Annotated in this window: 19 protein-coding genes; 12 read left to right on the top strand and 7 right to left on the bottom strand. The window is 61.8% G+C overall.

All coding sequences use genetic code 11. The annotated features are described in order from the left end of the window. The first annotated feature begins 31 nt into the window (after positions 1 to 31). From ACB030_RS01680 to hdfR, 5 genes are all read left to right on the top strand, one after another. Positions 32 to 1390, top strand: coding sequence for a DUF1566 domain-containing protein (locus ACB030_RS01680; RefSeq protein ID WP_371157552.1), 1359 nt, complete (start codon positions 32 to 34; stop codon positions 1388 to 1390). Next, positions 1387 to 1944: a DUF1566 domain-containing protein gene (locus tag ACB030_RS01675; RefSeq protein ID WP_371157481.1), complete on the top strand. Its 558-nt coding sequence runs from the start codon at positions 1387 to 1389 to the stop codon at positions 1942 to 1944. The genes ACB030_RS01680 and ACB030_RS01675 overlap by 4 nt, the downstream gene beginning before the upstream one ends. A gap of 188 nt (positions 1945 to 2132) precedes the next feature. After that, entirely contained in the window at positions 2133 to 2615 is a 483-nt protein-coding gene (gene eco / locus ACB030_RS01670; protein ID WP_005328180.1) for a serine protease inhibitor ecotin, read from the top strand. Between the two features lie 290 nt (positions 2616 to 2905). Then, a complete protein-coding gene (gene maoP / locus ACB030_RS01665; RefSeq protein WP_005328181.1) occupies positions 2906 to 3265 on the top strand; it encodes a DUF413 domain-containing protein in 360 nt (119 codons plus the stop codon). Beyond that, a complete protein-coding gene (hdfR, locus tag ACB030_RS01660) occupies positions 3265 to 4140 on the top strand; it encodes an HTH-type transcriptional regulator HdfR (protein WP_025326467.1) in 876 nt (291 codons plus the stop codon). Before maoP ends, hdfR begins: the two co-directional genes overlap by 1 nt. A gap of 66 nt (positions 4141 to 4206) precedes the next feature. On the opposite strand, the gene tyrA is transcribed toward hdfR, so the two are convergent. From tyrA to glpT, 6 genes are all read right to left on the bottom strand, one after another. Next, positions 4207 to 5346 carry a bifunctional chorismate mutase/prephenate dehydrogenase gene (gene tyrA, locus ACB030_RS01655; protein ID WP_371157478.1) on the bottom strand — a complete coding sequence of 380 codons (1140 nt, stop codon included), beginning with the start codon at positions 5344 to 5346 and terminating at the stop codon, positions 4207 to 4209. A 118-nt stretch (positions 5347 to 5464) separates the two neighbouring features. Next, positions 5465 to 6538, bottom strand: coding sequence for a 3-deoxy-7-phosphoheptulonate synthase (locus tag ACB030_RS01650; protein ID WP_371157476.1), 1074 nt, complete (start codon positions 6536 to 6538; stop codon positions 5465 to 5467). Positions 6539 to 6868: 330 nt separating this feature from the next. Next, positions 6869 to 7948 carry a glycerophosphodiester phosphodiesterase gene (gene glpQ / locus ACB030_RS01645; RefSeq protein ID WP_371157474.1) on the bottom strand — a complete coding sequence of 360 codons (1080 nt, stop codon included), beginning with the start codon at positions 7946 to 7948 and terminating at the stop codon, positions 6869 to 6871. A gap of 100 nt (positions 7949 to 8048) precedes the next feature. After that, positions 8049 to 9536 (bottom strand): glycerol-3-phosphate dehydrogenase, encoded by a 1488-nt coding sequence (glpD, locus tag ACB030_RS01640; protein WP_371157472.1) that lies wholly within the window; start codon positions 9534 to 9536, stop codon positions 8049 to 8051. Positions 9537 to 10000: 464 nt separating this feature from the next. After that, a complete protein-coding gene (locus ACB030_RS01635) occupies positions 10001 to 10759 on the bottom strand; it encodes a DeoR/GlpR family transcriptional regulator (protein ID WP_005328190.1) in 759 nt (252 codons plus the stop codon). 100 nt (positions 10760 to 10859) lie between these two features. Beyond that, entirely contained in the window at positions 10860 to 12218 is a 1359-nt protein-coding gene (gene glpT / locus ACB030_RS01630) for a glycerol-3-phosphate transporter (RefSeq protein WP_371157470.1), read from the bottom strand. Positions 12219 to 12706: 488 nt separating this feature from the next. On the opposite strand from glpT, the gene ACB030_RS01625 reads away from it, so the two are divergent. Further along, a complete protein-coding gene (locus ACB030_RS01625; RefSeq protein WP_371157468.1) occupies positions 12707 to 13555 on the top strand; it encodes an MIP/aquaporin family protein in 849 nt (282 codons plus the stop codon). Positions 13556 to 13596: 41 nt separating this feature from the next. Then, positions 13597 to 15099 carry a glycerol kinase GlpK gene (glpK, locus tag ACB030_RS01620; RefSeq protein ID WP_371157466.1) on the top strand — a complete coding sequence of 501 codons (1503 nt, stop codon included), beginning with the start codon at positions 13597 to 13599 and terminating at the stop codon, positions 15097 to 15099. 164 nt (positions 15100 to 15263) lie between these two features. On the opposite strand, the gene ACB030_RS01615 is transcribed toward glpK, so the two are convergent. Beyond that, a complete protein-coding gene (locus tag ACB030_RS01615; protein ID WP_371157464.1) occupies positions 15264 to 16166 on the bottom strand; it encodes a LysR substrate-binding domain-containing protein in 903 nt (300 codons plus the stop codon). A 195-nt stretch (positions 16167 to 16361) separates the two neighbouring features. Between ACB030_RS01615 and ACB030_RS01610 the strand changes: the two genes are divergently transcribed. The 5 genes from ACB030_RS01610 to dkgB all read left to right on the top strand — a co-directional run bounded on the left by ACB030_RS01610 (position 16362) and on the right by dkgB (position 18704). Continuing rightward, the gene (locus ACB030_RS01610; protein WP_371157462.1) at positions 16362 to 16736 is read left to right on the top strand and encodes a DUF6404 family protein; all 375 of its coding nucleotides are present in this window, start codon (positions 16362 to 16364) and stop codon (positions 16734 to 16736) included. Between the two features lie 38 nt (positions 16737 to 16774). Continuing rightward, positions 16775 to 17131, top strand: a complete 357-nt coding sequence (locus ACB030_RS01605) for a VOC family protein (RefSeq protein WP_371157460.1) — start codon at positions 16775 to 16777, stop codon at positions 17129 to 17131. Positions 17132 to 17204: 73 nt separating this feature from the next. Beyond that, entirely contained in the window at positions 17205 to 17405 is a 201-nt protein-coding gene (locus tag ACB030_RS01600; protein ID WP_371157458.1) for a DUF1737 domain-containing protein, read from the top strand. Between the two features lie 117 nt (positions 17406 to 17522). Beyond that, positions 17523 to 17813 (top strand): putative quinol monooxygenase, encoded by a 291-nt coding sequence (locus ACB030_RS01595; RefSeq protein WP_371157456.1) that lies wholly within the window; start codon positions 17523 to 17525, stop codon positions 17811 to 17813. Positions 17814 to 17900: 87 nt separating this feature from the next. After that, positions 17901 to 18704 carry a 2,5-didehydrogluconate reductase DkgB gene (dkgB, locus tag ACB030_RS01590; protein ID WP_371157454.1) on the top strand — a complete coding sequence of 268 codons (804 nt, stop codon included), beginning with the start codon at positions 17901 to 17903 and terminating at the stop codon, positions 18702 to 18704. Positions 18705 to 18861: the final 157 nt, after the last annotated feature.

The raw sequence follows: 18861 nt of genomic DNA, 5'->3' as shown, positions 1-18861 counted from the left end.
GCCCCTCCAAGGACAAGAAATGAAGATAAGAATGACCCCGCTGGCCTGTCTGCTGGCCCCCCTGCTCAGCGCCTGTGGTGGTGGCGAGTCCGATGAGGCGCCCCTGACCGCGCCGGACTACCGTCTGACGGTCAACCTGCCCGCAGCGGGCACCCTGTGCGTCAACCTGAACCAGAACGACAACTGCGAGCCAGGCGAGCCCGTGGTCAGTGGCGAGGCCGGCGCCCGTCAGCTGAGCGCCAGCGCCCCCGGCCTGCTCACCAGCCCCTTGCTGTTCCTCCCCCGGGAGCCGGGCGACCTGACCCTGACCCACCCGGCGGCGCGCCTGGACGATCAGCACCTCACCCCCACCCCCTTGAGCACACTATTGCAGACCCGGGTCGCGGACGGGATACCGCCGGCCCAGGCCTTGGCCGAGCTGCTGCTCGCCCTGGCGCCCCTGCAACCGGGTCAGGGACTCGCGGCCCTGGCGCAGCTGGAGGAGTTCAACGGGGCACTGGAGGCGCTCGCCCTGACGACACGGGATGACGCCGCCAGCCTGCCTGCTCTCGCCACCGGCGAGCGCCAACGCCAGATCTGGCAGGGGCTGGTCACCCTGCTGCCCGAGCTCGCCCGGCACTTTGCCGCCAGCCCCGAGCTCCTGAGCCAGCAGAGCCGACTCGCCGCCGTGCTGATGCAGCAGCAACCCCGGGCGTTGGTGACCGCTGGCGGCGTCACCACCTACACGGACGGGGTGGATTACCTGCTGACCCAGGAGCCTGCGGATCACCCGGGTCAGGAGGCGAGCCTGGGCCAGGCGCCCCTGCGCTATCGCAAGCTGGACGGCAAGGGGCAGCCCCTGGCGGACAATGCCGACCAGTGGGAGTGCGTGGAGGATCTCAACACCGGCCTCATCTGGGAGAAGAAGCTCGATGATCCGGACAGTCCGCGAGACAAGCACCGCACCTTCGCCTGGGCCCTCGGCGACTATGTGCCCACCCAGGAGGAGCTGGACTACGCCTGCCCCGAGGGGGAGGCCATCTGCACCACCGAGCAGTATCGCCAATGGCTCGATGCGCAGCAGCTGTGCGGCATCCAGGGCTGGCGTCTGCCCCACTCCCGCGAGTTGATGAGCCTGCAGCACTACGGCTCCCTCGCCCGCCAGGATGGCAAGCTGGTCAGCCTGGATGTGCGCTACTTCCCCGATGTCGGCACCACGACCAAGGATTTCAGCGGCTACTACTGGAGCCAGACCCTGACTCCGTCCCGACGCCTCGAGAGCGCCCCCCTGAGCGCCATCGCCCACATCTTCCTCGGCGATGACGCCGGCACCGACTACGCCACCACAGTTCAAAACAGCGATGATGCCAACGGTCTGCAACTGCGACTGGTGGCGGAGGTAACCCGATGAACAAGTATCTTCTGACCCTGCTGCTCACCCTGTGCAGCCCCCTGGCACTGGCCATCGCCATCTGCGACGACACCATGCCGCGCACCAGCCCCAGCTCCCGCTTCCTGGATCGCGGCAACGGCACCGTCACCGACCGGGCTTCCGGCCTCACCTGGATGCGCTGCCAGCTCGGCCAAAGCTGGCAGAATGGAAGCTGCAGCGGCGAGCCGACCCGGCTCTACTGGCAGCAGGCCCTGCTGACCGCAGAGCGGATCCGCGCCGAGCCGAGCCATGCCCTCCACGGTTTCGGCGGGCATACCGATTGGCGCCTGCCCACCATCAAGGAGCTCACCAGCATACTGGAATCCGCCTGCTACAAGCCGGCATTGAACGAGACCCTCTTCCCCCGCGCCATGGCCGGAGACGGCAAGGAGGTGAACGACGGCTATGTCTACCTCTGGTCCTCGACCCCGGTGCCCGCCAGCAAGGGTGTCGCCTATCTGGACATCACCAGTGGCGCCGTCGGCATGCGGGCCCCCGGCTCCTGGGCAAAGCAGGTGCTGCTGGTAAGGTGAGCAGTCCGGGCGGGGACTCCCCTGCCCGGTTTACCCCCGAATGGCCCCTTTGGGGTGGAAGGCGTCAAAAAAAGCATCAAATTACGTCACCCTGTGCCGGTTCAGGCTGGTTTTGCGCGCCGGAGCGCTGGCGTGAAACGGGCAGAGCGGTTAGTCTAGCGGCGTTGAACCAATCCCATGAGGTACAGATGAAAACCGTATTGCGTTTTAGCCTGCTGGGCGCCTTGTTACTGGGCGGCCATGCCTTCGCCGCCGAACCGAAAAAATTTGATATCAGCATGTTCCCTGCCGCCGAAGTGAACCAGGAACGTGTCGTGATCCGCCTGCCGGAAGTCGAAAACGAAGCCGACATGATGGTCGAGCTGCAAGTGGGCAAGAAGATGCTGGTGGACTGCAACCTGCCCCGCTTCGCCGGCAACCTGGAACAGCACAGCGTCAAGGGCTGGGGCTACAACTACCTGACCCTGGGCCAGGTCTCGGGTCCTGTCAGCACCCTGATGGCCTGCCCGGATGGCCAGAAGAAAGAGAGCTTCGTCCAGATCTATGGTCAGGGCTTCTTCGTGAACTACAACTCCAAGCTACCGTTCGTCATCTATGTGCCGCAGGAGTATGAAGTGCGCTACCGTCTGTGGCGTGCCGACAACCTGGCGCAGCCAGCCATGATTGAATGAGTGCCCGACGCTCAGGTTCAGCCAATCCATGAACAAATAAAGGCGCCGTATGGCGCCTTTATTTTATTGTTTTCACCCTGCAGAAACCGGGTCCAGCTGTACAAAACCTGACATAACTCCACTAATTTTCAGGCTTTTTGTGCTGCGGACCGCAAAATTCTCCCTCGGGATGAGACAAAGGGTGTTCGATAAAAGATATTTATTAACATAGTAAGAAAATTGATTTTGCACTCTGCGACGGCCTGATGATACTTGCCCGCAAAGGTCAAACTAACCAGAACAAGAGCACTATGAGCTTCGAATCAGACAAGCGTTTCAACGACTTCAAACATTTTCCCCGTGGCCTGCGTCGCAGTGGCGAATTCACCGTGGCCGAAGCGGACAGTCTGGAAAAGTACGGCACAGTGATGCTGGCGCTCTATCAGGGCAACCTGGCCCCCCGCGATGACGTAGAAAGCGCCTTCATCGAGCAGGTCAAGTCTGGCGCAGCCGGCAGCAACCCCCACGCCAAGGTATGGTTCAAGTACCTGAAGGTGATTGGTCCCAAGCGGGTGCACCGTCTGTGCACAGTCGCGGGTGGCGCCAATGAGGATGCGGGCGGCAGCTTTGAGGGCGGTGGCGGCGGTGGCAGCGACGAGTCCCTCGATTAATGGATACCGAGCTGCTTCGGACCTTCATCGAGGTCAGCAAGACCCGGCACTTTGGCCGGGCTGCCGAGAATCTCTACCTGACCCAGTCGGCGGTCAGCTTTCGGATCCGCCAGCTCGAGCAACAACTCGGGGTCAGCCTGTTTGCCCGCCATCGCAACAATATCCGTCTGACCGCCTCCGGTGAGCGTCTGCTGCCTTACGCAGACGCCATCTTGCATACCCTGGGCCGCGCCAAGCAGGACGTGGCCCTCTCCCCCGGTTTCAGTCAGCAGCTCGCCATAGGTGCACCCGCGGTGTTCTGGGAGCTCGACTTCAATGACTGGCTCAACCACGTCTATGCCCTGGCCCCCGGCCTCGCGGTGCGGCTCGAGACCGCCTCCCGCGAGCACCTGTGCCGCCAGTTGCTCGAGCGCTCCCTCGATCTCGCCCTGCTCTCCGAGCCGACCAAGATAGACGAGATAGCCCTGCACCCCATAGGCGAGCTGGTGTTCGAGCTGGTGAGCCGGGAGCCTGCCGCCAACGCCGACAGCCTGATGCAGATGCCCCATATTCACCTCGACTGGGGCACCAGTTTCGAGCCGCCCTCGAGCCGGTTGCAGAGCCTGCAGAAGACCCCGGTACTGCACTCGAGCTCTGCCAGCATGGCGCTGCAGTTCGTGCTGGCCAATGGGGGCGCCGCCTATCTGCCGCGGCGTATGGTGAGCCCCTTCCTGGAGCAGGGACAACTGCACCTGGTGGAAGGGGGGCAGGCGCTGAGCCGCCCGCTCTACCTCGCCTATCTGGAAAAATCCGATCGTCGGGAGCTCATCGATCAGTTGCTCACCCTGCCGCTCGGTTGGGATGGCGCCGATCTGCGGCTGCCATCCGCCGAGTAGCCGGGCCTCAGCCTGACCAGCATGAAAAAAGGGGCCAAGCGGCCCCTTTGTTATGGATGCGTGCCGTCAACCATGGTGACGACGGTCGTTGGCCTGGGCCAGCAGGGTGCGGCTCTCGCGCAGGAACTCGTCGGCATGTTCGCCGAAGAAGCCGGAAACTTGCGAGAAGGCCTCGATGAAACCCTCCCTGTCCCCTCGCTCCAGCAGACCCAGCGCCTCGCCGAAGTTCTGGTAGTAGCGGCGGATCATCGCCAGATTCTGCGGTGACGAGAGGATAATGTCGGCATAGAGGTGGGGATCCTGGGCAAACAGCCGCCCCACCATGGCGAGCTCCAGCCGGTAGATGGGGGAGCTCAAGGCCAGCAGTCGGTCGATGTTGGCCTGCTCCCGGGAGAGGTGCCAGCCGTAGGCGAAGGTGGCGAAGTGGCGCAGCGCCTGAATGAGGGTCATGGCCTCGTCGTGGGCCTTGGCCTCCACCTGCTGCAGCCGTGCGCCCCAGATGGTCATCTGATCCAGCAGCCACTGGCTGGCGGCAGGGTCGCGGCCCTGGCAGCAGACGATCACCTGCTTGGCAAGGCTCGCCACATCCGGCCCGAACATGGGGTGCAGCCCCAGCACAGGCCCCTGGTGCACCGCCAGCATGTGTTCGAGCGGCGCCGCTTTCACGCTGGTCACATCCACCAGCAGGCAGTGGGCGGGCAAGTTGCCGAGCCGGTCGATGATCTGGCAGGTGATGTCGATGGGCACCGCCACCATCACTAGCCCCGCACGGCTAAGGATCTCGTCGGCGCGCGGCCAGTCCCCCTGCTCCAGGGTCTCGACCCGGTAGCCGGAGAGGCCGAACATCTGGCCGAACAGGCGGCCAAGCTGACCCTGGCCGCCGATGATGACCACCTTGCCAAGATCCGGCTTCATGCACTTGAAGTGGTGCTCCTTTTCACTGGCGGATTCCAGAATATAGGATTCGCGCATCACCCGGCGCAGCACATCCTCGATGAGATCCCCGGGCACCCCCAGCAGTTCGGCCTCTGCCCGGCGGCGGGCCAGCATGCTCGCCTCCCTGTCCGGTGCATAGATGGGCAGGCCGTGCCGGCTCTTTACCTCACCCACTTCCCCCACCAGGGCCAGACGGGCGGCCAGCAGATCAATCAGCTGCCTGTCCACCGCATCTATCTTGTCCCTGAGGACATTCAACTCTTCAGCCATATCCAGTCCCTGCCGGCGCCGCAGGCGGCGGCGCCCTGTGATTCAAGAGGCAACAAGGTATCACTGCGTAGGCAGTGATACCTCTATGGTTCAATCAGTTACGACAAGATACCACGACTTACAGCGCGGTTCTGCTCTTGAGCGGCACCGCCAGCTGGCTGTGGCAGCGGGCCAGCAGGTCCGCCGTGGTCTCCCAGTCGATGCAGGCATCTGTGATGGAGACGCCGTAGCGCATCTCGCACTTGGGCTGCTCGCTGGACTGGTTGCCCTCGAACAGGTTGGATTCGAGCATCACCCCTATGATGGAGCGGTTGCCCTCCTGGATCTGGTGGATGACGTTGTCCGCCACCTTGGGTTGCAGGCGGTGATCCTTGCTGGAGTTGCCGTGGCTACAATCCACCACCAGGCCGGGCAGCAGGCCCGCCTTCTCCAGCGCCTCTTCCGCCAGCGACACATTGACCGAATCGTAGTTCGGGTGCTTGCCACCGCGCAGGATCACGTGGCCGTCCGGGTTGCCCTGGGTCTGCAGCAAGGCAACCTGGCCCTGCTGGTTGATCCCCATGAAGGCGTGGGGGCTGGAGGCCGCCTGCAATGCGTTGATGGCGGTGCCGAGGTTACCGTCGGTGCCGTTCTTGAAGCCGACCGGCATGGAGAGGCCGGAAGCCATCTCCCTGTGGGTCTGGGATTCTGTGGTACGGGCGCCTATGGCCGACCAGGAGAAGAGCTCAGCCAGGTATTGGGGGCTGATGGGATCCAGCGCCTCGGTTGCGAGCGGCAACTCCAGCTCAGCCAGCCAGCAGAGCAGCTCGCGGGCGCGGTGCAGCCCCAGCTCAACGTCGAAGGTGCCGTCCAGATTCGGATCGTTGATAAAGCCCTTCCAGCCGACAGTGGTGCGTGGCTTCTCAAAGTAGACCCGCATGACAATGTAGAGAGAGTCCTGGTAGGCATCATGCAGCGCTTTGAGTCTGGTTGCGTACTCTTTGGCGGCGTCCATGTCGTGGATGGAGCAGGGACCACAGATCACCAGCAGGCGGTGATCCCGGCGGTGGATGATGTCGGCTATGGTAGTGCGGGCCCCTTGCACGAATGCCAGCGCCTTGTCGGAGATGGGCAGCTTCTCCTTGAGCTGGGCAGGCGTGATCATCACTTGTTCGGACTGGATATGGATGTTGTTCAGGGGATCTCTTTGCATTTTCTCATTCTCTCTACTGTATTTAAGCCAATTGCGCCAAGGTGTATTTATTAGTTTACACAAGTCAGCGCTTTGTTACGCAACCGCCCTCACCTTACCAAGGAAAAACAAACAATCAAGTGAAACTAGCGGTGCAGTGCATCAATAGATGGATTAACGACCACTGTCGTGACCAAAACAGCCAGAAAGTAGCGTGTGAGAGACCCACTGCACCATGAAAAACGTAAACAAATAATTACACCCTATACCTCATCACTCCTTTGCCGGCCTGCCGCCATAAAAAAGCGGGGCACCTGGCCCCGCTTGCGTTCCCGTGTTGCTCTTCTTTTATTATTTGCCGTGCGCCTTGATGACCGCCACCGCCTTGTCGGGGAAGTCGCTGAACACCCCGTCCACATCCGCCTGATAGAGGAAGATGTTGAGCAGGTCGGTGAAGTCTTTCGCATAGGCCGGGATCTGCCCCTCATCCTGGCGGAAGGTATAAGGATGCACCTTGAGACCGGCGGCGTGGGCCTCCTTCACCATGGCGGTGAACACCGGCTTGCCCGAGGTACCCGGCTCGGTGACCACCATGGGCTTCCAGGGACCTATGCCGTCGGCGTAGCCGGCTATGGTCTTCATGGCACCCGGCTTGAACATCCAGCCATAGTCGTAGGGGGTCGCCTTGCCCTTGGCGTCGTAGACCATGGTCTCGTTCCAGTCGGTCTCCGCCATCAGCTGCACCAGCTTCAGGTCCATGCCCAGCGCCGGCATCAGCTCGGTGTCGATGCGTTTGAGCTCGTCCACGTCGAAGCTCTGCAGATAGATCTTGTCACTCTTGCCGGTGTAGCCGTACTCCTTGAGCACGGTAAGCACGGCTTTCGAAATGTCCTTGCCCTCGTGGCGGAACAGCCAGGGGGCCTTGATCTCCGGATAGATGCCGATGTTCTTGCCGGTGCTCTTGTTGAGCCCCTGGATCATCTCTATCTCTTCCTGGAAGGTGTGGATCTTGAAGTCGGACTTCCACAGCGGGAAGCGGGCCGGATAGACGGGCACCTGCTTGCCCTCCACCAGCTGGAAGGGCTCCGTCATGCGCAGGGAGCGCACCTCGGCCAGGGTGAAGTCCACCACGTAGTAGCGGCCATCGGCGCGGGCGCGGCCGGGGAAGCGTGTCGCCACGTCCGTGATGCCGTCGAGGAAGTGATCGTGCATCACCACCAGCTGGTCATCCCTGGTCATCACCAGATCCTGCTCCAGGTAATCGGCCCCCATGCCATAGGCCAGGGCCTTGGACTCCAGGGTGTGCTCGGGCAGATAGCCGGAGGCGCCACGGTGGGCGATCACTATCTTGCCGTCATCCGCGGCCAGGGCGGGCAATGCGAGGACAACCCCGAGGCCGAGGGCCACCAGGGAGAGGTGAGGTTGTTTCATAAAAGCGGCTCTTTGTTATTGTTTATTGGATGTAGGTAGTTGTTATAGCAGAGGTTTATTGCAGTTTAACGGCGGGCGGCCAGGGCCGCCCGCCTTGTCATCAGCTAGCCTTGGGCAGGGCGTGATGGTGTTGCTCCAGCCAGGCCTGCAGTTGCTGCTGCTCGGCCTCGGAGAGGCGCAGCCCCAGCTTGCTGCGGCGCCACAGTATGTCTTCCATCGAATGGGCCCACTCGCGGCTGATCAGATAGCGCACTTCCGACTCGTACAGCCCGGCACCAAAGTGCTGGCCGCGCTCCTCGTGCAGCCAGAGACGGGCATGACTGCCATAGGCCTCGGCGATGCGACGGGCGTTGCGCTCGTCCAGCCAGTCGAATTCGAGCATATAGGCGCGAGCCAGCTCTGTGGTGGAGCAGTCGAACTCGCCACCGGGCAGACGGCTGCTGGCCGTCCAGTCATCCCCCATCTGGCTGAACCAGGGCTTGAGCTTGTTGCAGGCAGCCTGGGCCAGCTTGCGATAGGTGGTGAGCTTGCCGCCAAACACCGACAAGAGCGGCGCCCCATCGGATTCGCCGGAGAGCTCAAGGGTGTAGTCGCGGGTCACCGCCTGGGGAGAGTCGGACTCGTCATCGCAGAGCGGCCGCACCCCGGCATAGGTCCAGATGACCTCGGAGGGGGCAATCTGGCGGGTGAAGTGGGCGTTGACCACCTTGCACAGGTAGCTGATTTCGGCCTCGCTGATCTTGGCCTCCCGCGGGCTGCCATGGTGCTCCACGTCCGTGGTGCCGATGAGGGAGTAGTCCTGCTGGTAGGGAATGACGAAGACGATGCGGTTGTCCTCGTTTTGCAGGATATAGGCCTCTTCGCGCTCATGGATGCGCGGCACTATGATGTGGCTGCCCTTGATGAGGCGAATGCCACGGGGGGATTTCTCGTGCAGGCTCTCGTCATAGAAGGTCTTGACCCAGGGACCGGCCGCATTGACCAGGCCACGGCAGGTGACGTTGAACTGCTCGCCCCCTTCCCGCTCCAGGGTCAGGGTCCAGTGCTTGGATCCGCGCACCGCCTTGACGCAGCGGGTGCGGGTCTGCACGTCGGCGCCCTTGTCCCGGGCCATCATGGCGTTGAGCACCACCAGGCGGGCGTCGTCGACCCAGGCGTCCGAGTACTCGAACCCCTTGTTGATGCCGCTCTTGAGGCCATCTTGCGGCAGGAAGCGCAGGCCGCAGCTCCCCTTGAGCTTGTCGCGCTTGGCCAGGTTGTCGTAGAGGAAGAGGCCGGCACGGATCATCCAGGCCGGGCGCAGGTGCGGGCGGTGCGGCAGCCGGAAGCGCATGGGACGGGCGATGTGCGGCGCCATGCCGAGCAGCACCTCCCGCTCCGCCAGCGCCTCTTTCACCAGCCTGAATTCGTAATGTTCGAGATAGCGCAAGCCGCCGTGGATCAGCTTGCTGGAGTTGGACGAGGTGGCCGAGGCGAGATCCTGCGCCTCGAACAACGCCACCTTCAGCCCCCGCCCCGCCGCATCCGCCGCAATGCCGACCCCGTTGATGCCGCCGCCGACGACGACCAGATCATAATGTTCGCTCATGTTCACCTACTTTCTTATTTTGTGTTCGCCATGCCGGCAATGTTTGATTTCGCTCATATTAGAACATGAAAAACCAATAAACGAACATTTCGTGAGAGAAATGTGATCGCGATTGTTCTGACAATGCTAAAAATGCTGCCGATCGGTGACAAAGTGCCACCCCAAGCCCTCGCCATAGCCCCTACTGCCCGGGACCAAGCTGCCTCAACGGATGCGGGCGCGACTGGCCGAGGCCGAAGGAGCCCGGCCCTGAAGCTGAGATTGACCAGAGGCAAACCACCTGGGACGAGAGGAGAGCCGTTGTTTTTAGCTCAAGCAGGCAGCGGCCGACCAAGACGGCGCCACAGGGACAGAAGGAGAGAGGTTGCAGGGGCAAGGCGCCCCGCATGGGGAAGGCCCCGTGAGAGAGCAGCAAGAAAGCGGCCGCCTGACGGCGGCCTGATGCTAGTGCGGCGTGGGGAGACTCAGCAGATGTGGCAGGCTATCTGATGCTGGGACATCAGTCGCATCAGCTTCTCCGGCGGCTCCTGATCCGTGAACAGGGCGTGGATCTGGTTGAGGTTGCCGAGGTTGACCATGGCATTGCGCCCGAACTTGGTGTGGTCGGCGGCCAGGAACACCTGGCGGGAGTGGGCGATGATGGCCTGGGCTATCTTCACCTCGTGGTAGTCGAAATCGAGCAAGGAGCCATCGTTGTCGATCCCCGAAATCCCGATGACGCCATAGTCCATGCGAAACTGACCGATGAAGTCACGGGTTGCCTCCCCGACGATGCCCCCGTCCCGGTTGCGGATCTCGCCACCGGCGATGATGACGGTGAAGTCATCCTTGGCGGTGAGTATGCTGGCGACGTTGAGGTTGTTGGTGACCACGCGCAGCTCCCTGTGGTCCAGCAGGGCACGGGCGATGGCTTCCGTGGTGGTGCCGATGTCGATGAAGAGCGACGAGCCGTCCGGAATATTAGCGGCCACCTCGCGAGCGATGCGCTCCTTCTCCTTGAGCTGCATCACCTTGCGGGCGCTGTAGGCGGTATTGACGGTACTCGAATGCAATGAGGCCCCGCCGTGATGGCGCCTTATCTTGTTCTGCTCGGCGAGATCGTTGAGATCCCGGCGAATGGTCTGGGGGCTGACGTCAAAATGGGTCACCAGATCGTCGGTCGAGACAAAGCCCTGCCTTGTCAGAACGTCCAGGATCTCCAGATGTCGTTGGGTTTGCTTCACGCTTGCACTCCGCTTGAGAGACGAAAAAAGGCCCCGGCATTGCGGGGCCTTTGGCAGTGTACCCTATCCCTTTTCGGACTGATAAGGGCAGGATCACGTTTTATGCCTTGTCGGCAGCGGCCTTCTTGGCAGCGACGGCGATGTTCTCGTGCTTGAGGGTCATTGCCAGCAGCACTATGGAGAGCACGCAAGATGCGGTCAGCACCATGAAACCGCCATCCCAGCCGAAGTGGTCAACGGTGTAGCCCAGCATGGCGTTGGCCGCGACCGCGCCGCCCAGATAACCGAACAGACCGGTGAAGCCTGCCGCAGTACCGGCTGCTTTCTTCGGCGCCAGCTCCAGCGCATAGAGACCTATCAGCATGACGGGGCCGTAGATGAGGAAGCCGATGGCCACCAGCGCCAGCATGTCGACGGTGGGGTTGCCCGCCGGGTTGAGCCAGTAAACCAGCACGGCCAGGGTCACCAGCACCATGAAGAGGATGCCGGCCGGGGCGCGGCGGCCCTGGAACAGCTTGTCAGAGATCCAGCCGCACAGCAGGGTGCCCGGAATACCGGCCCACTCATACAGGAAGTAAGCCCAGGAGGAGTGATCCACGCTGAAGTCTTTGGCTTCTTTCAGGTAGGTCGGAGCCCAGTCCAGCACACCGTAACGAATGAGGTAGACGAAGGCGTTGGCAATGGCGATGTACCACAGCAGTTTGTTGTGCAGCACGTACTTGACGAAGATCTCCTTGGCGGAAAACTCCTGCTCGTGGCTGGCGTCATAGTCCTTCGGATAGTCGTCCTTGTACTCCTCGATGGGAGGCAGACCCACGGATTGCGGGGTGTCGCGCATCACGAAGAAGGCGATGACCGCGATGGCGGCCGCCGCGGCAGCCGGCACATAGAAGGCACTGCGCCAGTCGTTGAACCAGCCCATGCCGAGGATGAACAGCGGACCTATCATGCCGCCGCCCACGTTGTGCGCCACGTTCCAGACCGCGACCACTTCGCCACGCTCCTTCTGTGACCACCAGTGCACCATGGTGCGACCGCAGGGCGGCCAGCCCATGCCCTGAACCCAACCGTTCAGGAACAAGAGCACGAACATGATGGCGATGCTGGAGGTCGCCCAGTGCACAGTCCCCATCATGAACATGATACCGGCCGAGAGCAGCAGGCCGGCGGAGAGGAAGTAGCGCGCGTTGGAGCGGTCAGAGACGTTCCCCATCAGGAACTTGGAGAGGCCATAGGCGATGGAGACGCCGGAGAGGGCCAGGCCCAGATCACCGCGGGAGAAGCCCTGCTCGATCAGGTAGGGCATCGCCAGACTGAAGTTCTTGCGCACCAGGTAGTAGCCGGCATAACCGAAGAAGATCCCGAAAAACACCTGCCAGCGCATGCGTTTGTAGAAGGGATCCACCTTGTCGGCCGGTAGCCGATCTATGTGGGGTGCAGGCCTGAAGAGACTAAGCATGTTCTGCTTCCTTATTGTTGTTATGGGCGGTTGAGGGTGCCCCGATAATGCATGCGACCAGATGAGTCCTTATTCGCAAGCGAGCCTATTGTGCTCACATGTGAACATTCAATCTGTGATGAAGGCTGAATTATTGCAGTTTTATTACAGAAAATATCACCTGGTGAGTGATCGCTCATCGGCCTCCAGCCCTTGCAGGGCAAGGAATACGGATACCCACTAAGGAGTATTAACACCGCTAACAGTTGCTTTTCGTCACATTTTCTTAGCAATGAATGGGATCTTGTCCACATTTCCGGTGGCGGGGGTCTGGTGAATTGGCACAGAAGGTTTATTTTCTCTCTCGTCCAAGAACGAGCGCAAACGAGCATAACGTTTGCGTCAGCTCAAATAACAAGAAGAAACGTTTTCGGACGCAATAAATGGGAATGCAAGATAACGAAACGGAACATCAAACCTACTCTGGGTGGATATAAGGAATAACAACTATGAGCATACAAAGACCCAATACCCTGCTCGGCGAGTGCATCGCCGAGTTTATCGGCACCGGCCTGCTGATCTTCTTCGGCGTCGGTTGTGTGGCCGCCCTGGTGCTGGCTGGCGCCAACTTCGGGCAATGGGAAATCTCCATTACCTGGGGCCTGGGAGTTGCCATCGCCATCTACGTGACCGGCGGCATCTCTGGCGCCCACTTGAACCCGGCCGTGACCCTGGCGCTGATGACCTTCTGCGGCTTCGACAAGCGCAAGGTGGTGCCCTTCATCATCGCCCAGATAGCGGGTGCCTTCGCCTCCGCCGCCCTGGTCTACTTCCTCTATGGCAACCTCTTCACCCAGTGGGAACTGACCCACAACGTGGTGCGCGGCAGCGTAGAGAGCCTCGGCACCGCCGGCATCTTCTCGACCTACCCCAATGCCCTGCTCAGCAACATGCAGGCGTTCGCGGTCGAGCTGGTGATCACCGCCGTCCTGATGCTGGGCATCATGGCCCTGGGTGACAACAACAACGGCGCCCCCAAAGGCTTCGCCGCCGCCCTGCTGATCGGCATACTGATCGCGGTGATTGGCGCCTCCCTCGGCCCCCTGACCGGCTTTGCCATGAACCCGGCCCGTGACTTTGGTCCCAAACTGTTCGCCTTCTTTGCTGGCTGGGGCGATGTGGCCCTGACCGGCGGTCGTGACAACCCCTACTTCTGGGTCCCCATCCTCGGCCCCATCGTCGGCGCCCAGCTGGGTACCGCCCTGTATGTGAAAGTGCTGGCTCCCTGCGTCCCGGGCAACCGTGTCGTGACCGAAGAAGCCGCCAAGCTGTCCAATAAAGAAGAGGCCGCCGCCTAAGAGCGGTCCCTTACGTGGAAAATAAGAACGTGGAGAACATCATGTCTGCTGAAAAGAAATACGTCGTCGCGCTGGATCAAGGTACCACCTCCTCCCGTGCCATAGTGTTCGATCAGGATGCCAACATAGTCGCGACCTCACAGCGCGAATTCACCCAGCACTACCCCAAGGCGGGCTGGGTCGAGCACGACCCCATGGAGATCTGGGCGACCCAGTCCTCCGTCTTCACCGAGGTGCTGGCCAAGAGCGGCCTGCACAGCGAGCAGATCGCCGCCATCGGCATCACCAACCAGCGTGAAACGACAGTGGTGTGGGAGAAAGCCACCGGCAAACCCATCTACAACGCCATCGTCTGGCAGTGCCGCCGCACCGCGGCCATCTGTGAAGAGCTCAAGGCCCGCGGCCTGGAAGAGTACGTGCGCGAGAACACCGGCCTGGTGCTGGACGCCTACTTCTCCGGCACCAAGGTGAAGTGGATCCTGGACAACGTGGAAGGGGCTCGCGAGAAGGCGATGAACGGCGAGCTGCTGTTCGGCACCATAGACACCTGGCTGGTGTGGAAGATGACCAACGGCGAGGTACACGTCACCGACCCGACCAACGCGTCGCGCACCATGCTCTACAACATCCGCGATCTGAAGTGGGACGAGCGCATGCTGGACGAGCTGGGCATCCCCGCCTCCATGCTGCCAGAGGTCAAGCCCTCCTCCGAGGTCTACGGCTACACCACCCGTGGCGGCGGCTCCCGCATCCCCATCGCCGGCATTGCCGGTGACCAGCAGTCTGCCCTGTTCGGCCAGCTCTGCTTCGAAAAAGGGATGGCCAAGAACACCTATGGCACCGGCTGCTTCCTGCTGATGAACACCGGCACAGAGCCGGTTCGCTCCAGCAACGGCCTGCTGACCACGGTCGCCATCGGCCCGAAAGGGGAAGTGAACTACGCGCTGGAAGGGGCTGTCTTTATGGGCGGCGCCACCGTGCAGTGGCTGCGTGACGAGCTGAAACTCATCCACGATGCCCGCGATACCGACTACTTCGCCTCCAAGGTGGGTGACACCAACGGCGTCTACCTGGTCCCTGCCTTCGTCGGTCTGGGCGCGCCCTACTGGGACCCGTATGCTCGCGGCACCATGGTCGGCCTGACCCGTGGCGCCAACCGCAACCACATCATCCGTGCCGCGCTGGAGTCCATCGCCTACCAGAGCCGCGACGTGCTGGATGCCATGCAGCAGGACTCCGGCATCAAGCTCGCGGCGCTCAAGGTAGACGGCGGTGCGGTAGCCAACGATTTCCTGATGCAGTTCCAGTCCGACATGATGCACACCCCTGTGGTGCGTCCGACCCGCATCGAGACCACCGCCATGGGCGCCGCCTTCCTGGCAGGTCTGGCCGTCGGCTTCTGGAAGAGCTCGGACGAGCTGGAAGACAAGTTCAGCGTGGACAGGGAATTCATCCCGCAGATGAGCCACGAAGAGCGCAACAAGCTCTACCACGGCTGGCAGAAGGCGGTGGAACGCTCACGCCGCTGGGCCGAAGAGGATTAATCGGGCAACCGACATCTTTCCGAGATGAAAATACAAAGAGGCCGACAGCGATGTCGGCCTCTTTATTATTGGCGCTCGCAAGCCTCGGCCCCCACCCCTTGCCAAGGGGTGGGAGAAAATGCCCCCTCCTCTCGTGGAGGGGGTTGGCACTGTCGACATGCCCTCTACAACGCCTCGGCGCCGAGCTGCTCTTTGAGGAAATCGAGCCAGACCCGCAGCCGGATGTCCCGCTGGGCATCGGAGTAGAAGACCCCGTTGATGGGGCGCGAGGCGCCGCTGTTGCTGCGGGCCAGCACCTCCACCAGGGCGCCGATCGCCCTGTCCTCCCCCGTCATGAAGTCCGACAGGCAGACGATCCCCTGCCCTCTGAGCGCCAGCTGGCGCAGGGTCTCGCCGCTGCTGGCACGCAGGCTGGGGGTGATGGCAAAGCGATCCCCCTGCTCTGTGCTGAGCAGGGGCCAGTGGTTGAGGTGATCGGGGTGCAAAAAGCCGAGCAGCTCGTGACCTGACAGCAAGTCAGCCGGCTGGCGCGGGGTGCCCCGCTCCGCAAGATAGTCCGGGGACGCCAGCAGCCGCAGCTTGGATCGCCCGAGCGGCAGGGCGCGCAGGGAGGAGTCCGTCAGCTCGCCGATGCGAATGGCCATGTCCACCCGTCGCTCCATCAGATTGATGAAGCCCTCTGAGCTGTGCAGTTGCAGCTCTATGCCGGGGTAGCGGCGGCGAAACTCGCCTATGATGGGCACCAGCCGGTGCAGGATGAAGGGGGTGGCGGCGTCGACCCTCAACACCCCTTCGGGTTGTTCCCGGCGCATCAGCAGATGGCTCTCCGCCTCGCTCATCTCGGTCAACACCTTCACCGCCCGCTGATAGAACCAGCTCCCCTCCTCGGTCAGACTGACCCGCCTCGTGGTGCGGTTGAGCAGCACGGTGGCGAGCTTCTCTTCGAGGCGCTTGATGCCGCGGCTCACCACAGAATTGTCCATCCCCAGGTTCTCCGCCGCCTGGCGAAAGCTGCCCGCCTCCACCACGGCCACGAACAGGGTCAGTTCATCGGAATGGGTCTTCATTGTTGTTGTCCTGGCAAGAGTCATGGGGCTTTATAGGCGCAATGGCCCTGGGTTGGCAAGGCAGACAGGGTGCCACATTCTTTATTTCCACAGATAAATAACGTGATAGCCAGCGCAAACCGCCAACACGCTTTGTCGATACAATGCCGCCATTAAGGCACCGTATGGCGCCACGCCATCGCAAGGATAAACATCATGAACTTCGAAGATCGGTTGGCGGCAGCCCACCAGGAGCTTGAAAGCAAAGGCGTGTGGCACGCCAACTACACCCCCCCCTTGCTCCGACTGCTGCGCAGGCTGGGCCTGCGGCTGAGACCGCCCCACTATGAACGCTTTCTGGTCAACCTGCTTGCCTTTGGTCTGCCAACAGGTGCCATCTGGGGGATGTTGATGTGGTGCCTTGGCTGGCAAGATGAGGTGAGCCCGGCCTTCGCCCTGCGCCAGAGCCTGCTGTTCGGCATAGGGTTCGGTCTGCTGATGGGGATCATCGTTTGGGTGCGCCGCAAGCAGCTCAGGCTGACCCCCTGGGACGCCTTGGCGCACTCCACGCGCCGCACCCAGCAAGGCTGACAACCGACATAACCGCCGACATCGACAAGGAGACCCTCATGACCAAGGCCCATGAAAAACTGAACTATGTGGAATTTGCAGCCAGAGACCTCGCCGCCACCAAGGCCTTCTTTCAGGCCGTCTTTGGCTGGCAGTTCGCCGACTACGGCCCCGACTACTGCGCCTTTGAGGGGGAGGGGCTGGATGGCGGCTTCTACCGCGCGGATCTCTGCAGCCACACGGCTCAGGGGGGCGCCCTGCTGGTGTTCTACAGCGCCGACATTGCGGCAACCCAGGCCAAGGTGAGCCAGCATGGCGGCACCCTCAACCGCCCGCTATTCGACTTCCCCGGCGGCCGCCGCTTTCACTTTGTCGAACCCAGCGGCAACGAATTTGCGGTCTGGTCAGAGGGATAACCCTCAGCGCAGCAGACCTCTTCTTCCAGAGAAATCATATTTTTACTTTCAATTTTAAATCAAGGCGTTACCTATGAAGCTCTATCGATTTATTACTGGCCCTGATGATAAAGATTTTTGCATGCGGATCTCTGAACTGATGAACAAGGGCTGGGAGCTTCACCATGGTCCGACATTGACCTTCAATGGAAATAGTTGCATTGCAGGGCAAGCCTTAACTAAAGAAGTCGCTGGCGAAGAATTCGCAACGCCCATAGATCTAACGAAATACTAATGTGTGGGTTCTCCCTCCCTATTGCTGTTCTTTCCTCAATAGTGTTTTGCGGCTGCTGGCCTGTTTCCCCCAGTCTGCCGGGGGCATACTGACCGTCGTTTTAGCAAGGAGGTGCAGATGTCATCCCCCCTGATTGTGATTGCCGAGCTTGAGGCCAAGCCTGAATTTGCCGCCGAGTGTCGCGCCGCCCTGGTGCCGCTCGTCAACGCCAGCGGGCAAGAGCCCGGGTGCCTGGGCTACCAGTTGCACCAGAGCCTGGAGAGCCCCCACGGCTGGATGATCCACGAGGCGTGGGAGAGCGAGGCAGCCCTCAGCGCCCACCAGCAGCAGCCCCATTTTCTCGCCTTCGTGGCCAACACTCGGGGCTGGTTTGCCAGCACCAGCATTCGCCGCTATCAACTAGCCTGAATCCAGCGACGGCCTGCCCCTGCCCGCCCTGGATGCAGGATGGGCCGATACAATATTGAGCGTAGAAACAATAACTTGAGGATTATGATGATGAAGATGCCCAACCTGGGTCTTGGTACCTTTCGCCTGAAGGATCAGCCCCTGCGCGACTCCCTGCTGCAGGGGCTGGATCTCGGCTATCGCCATATCGATACCGCCCAGATCTATGACAACGAGGCCGAAGTGGGCCAACTGATGAGCGAAAGCGGCGTGCCCCGCCAGGATATCTACCTGACCACCAAGGTGTGGATCAGCGAGTTCGGCCCGGGCAAGGTGATCCCGAGCCTGGAGCTGAGCCTGGAAAAGCTGCGCACCGACTATCTGGATCTGGCGCTCATTCACTGGCCCTCCCCCAAGGATGAGGTGCCGATGGCGGTCTATCTGGAGCAGCTCGCCGAGGCCAAGGCCCGGGGTCTGACCCGGGAGATAGGGGTTTCCAACTTCACCGTGGCTCAGCTCCAGCAGGCCATCGAGATCCTGGGGCCGGGCGCCATCGCCCACCAGCAGGTGGAGATCCATCCCCTGCTGCAAAACCGCAAGGTGGTTCAGTTCTGCCAGGATCACGGCATCGCCATCACCGCCTATATGCCGCTGGCCTATGGCAAGGTGCTCACCGAGCCGCTGCTGATGGAGATCGGCAAGGGCCACGGCGTTTCGGCGGCCCAGGTGTCCCTGGCCTGGCTGCTGGCCCAGGGCATGACGGTGATCCCGAGCTCCACCAAGCGGGAGAACTTGGCCGCCAACCTGGCCGCCCTCAAGGTGCGCCTCAGCCCCGAGGAGATGGCACAGATTGCCACCCTGGATCGAGGCGAGCGCTGCGCCAACCCGGACTTTGCGCCAGATTGGGATTAAGCGGGAGGGGAGGCATGGTCTCTTGCTTCGGCAGCGGATAGCGGCAACCCTCAAGCCTATTGCAACCACGGGCTATCCCCTCTCCCTGTGGGAGAGGGTTAGGGTGAGGGCAAGCTACCTCCCCCCTCATCCCCAACCCTTCTCCCGCAAGGGGAGA

Origin of the sequence: Aeromonas sp. S16(2024) (assembly GCF_041403065.1) — a bacterium.
Classification (GTDB): domain Bacteria; phylum Pseudomonadota; class Gammaproteobacteria; order Enterobacterales; family Aeromonadaceae; genus Aeromonas.
The sequence above is the reverse complement of the archived record's forward strand: the minus strand, read 5'-3'. Positions and strand labels throughout refer to the sequence as shown.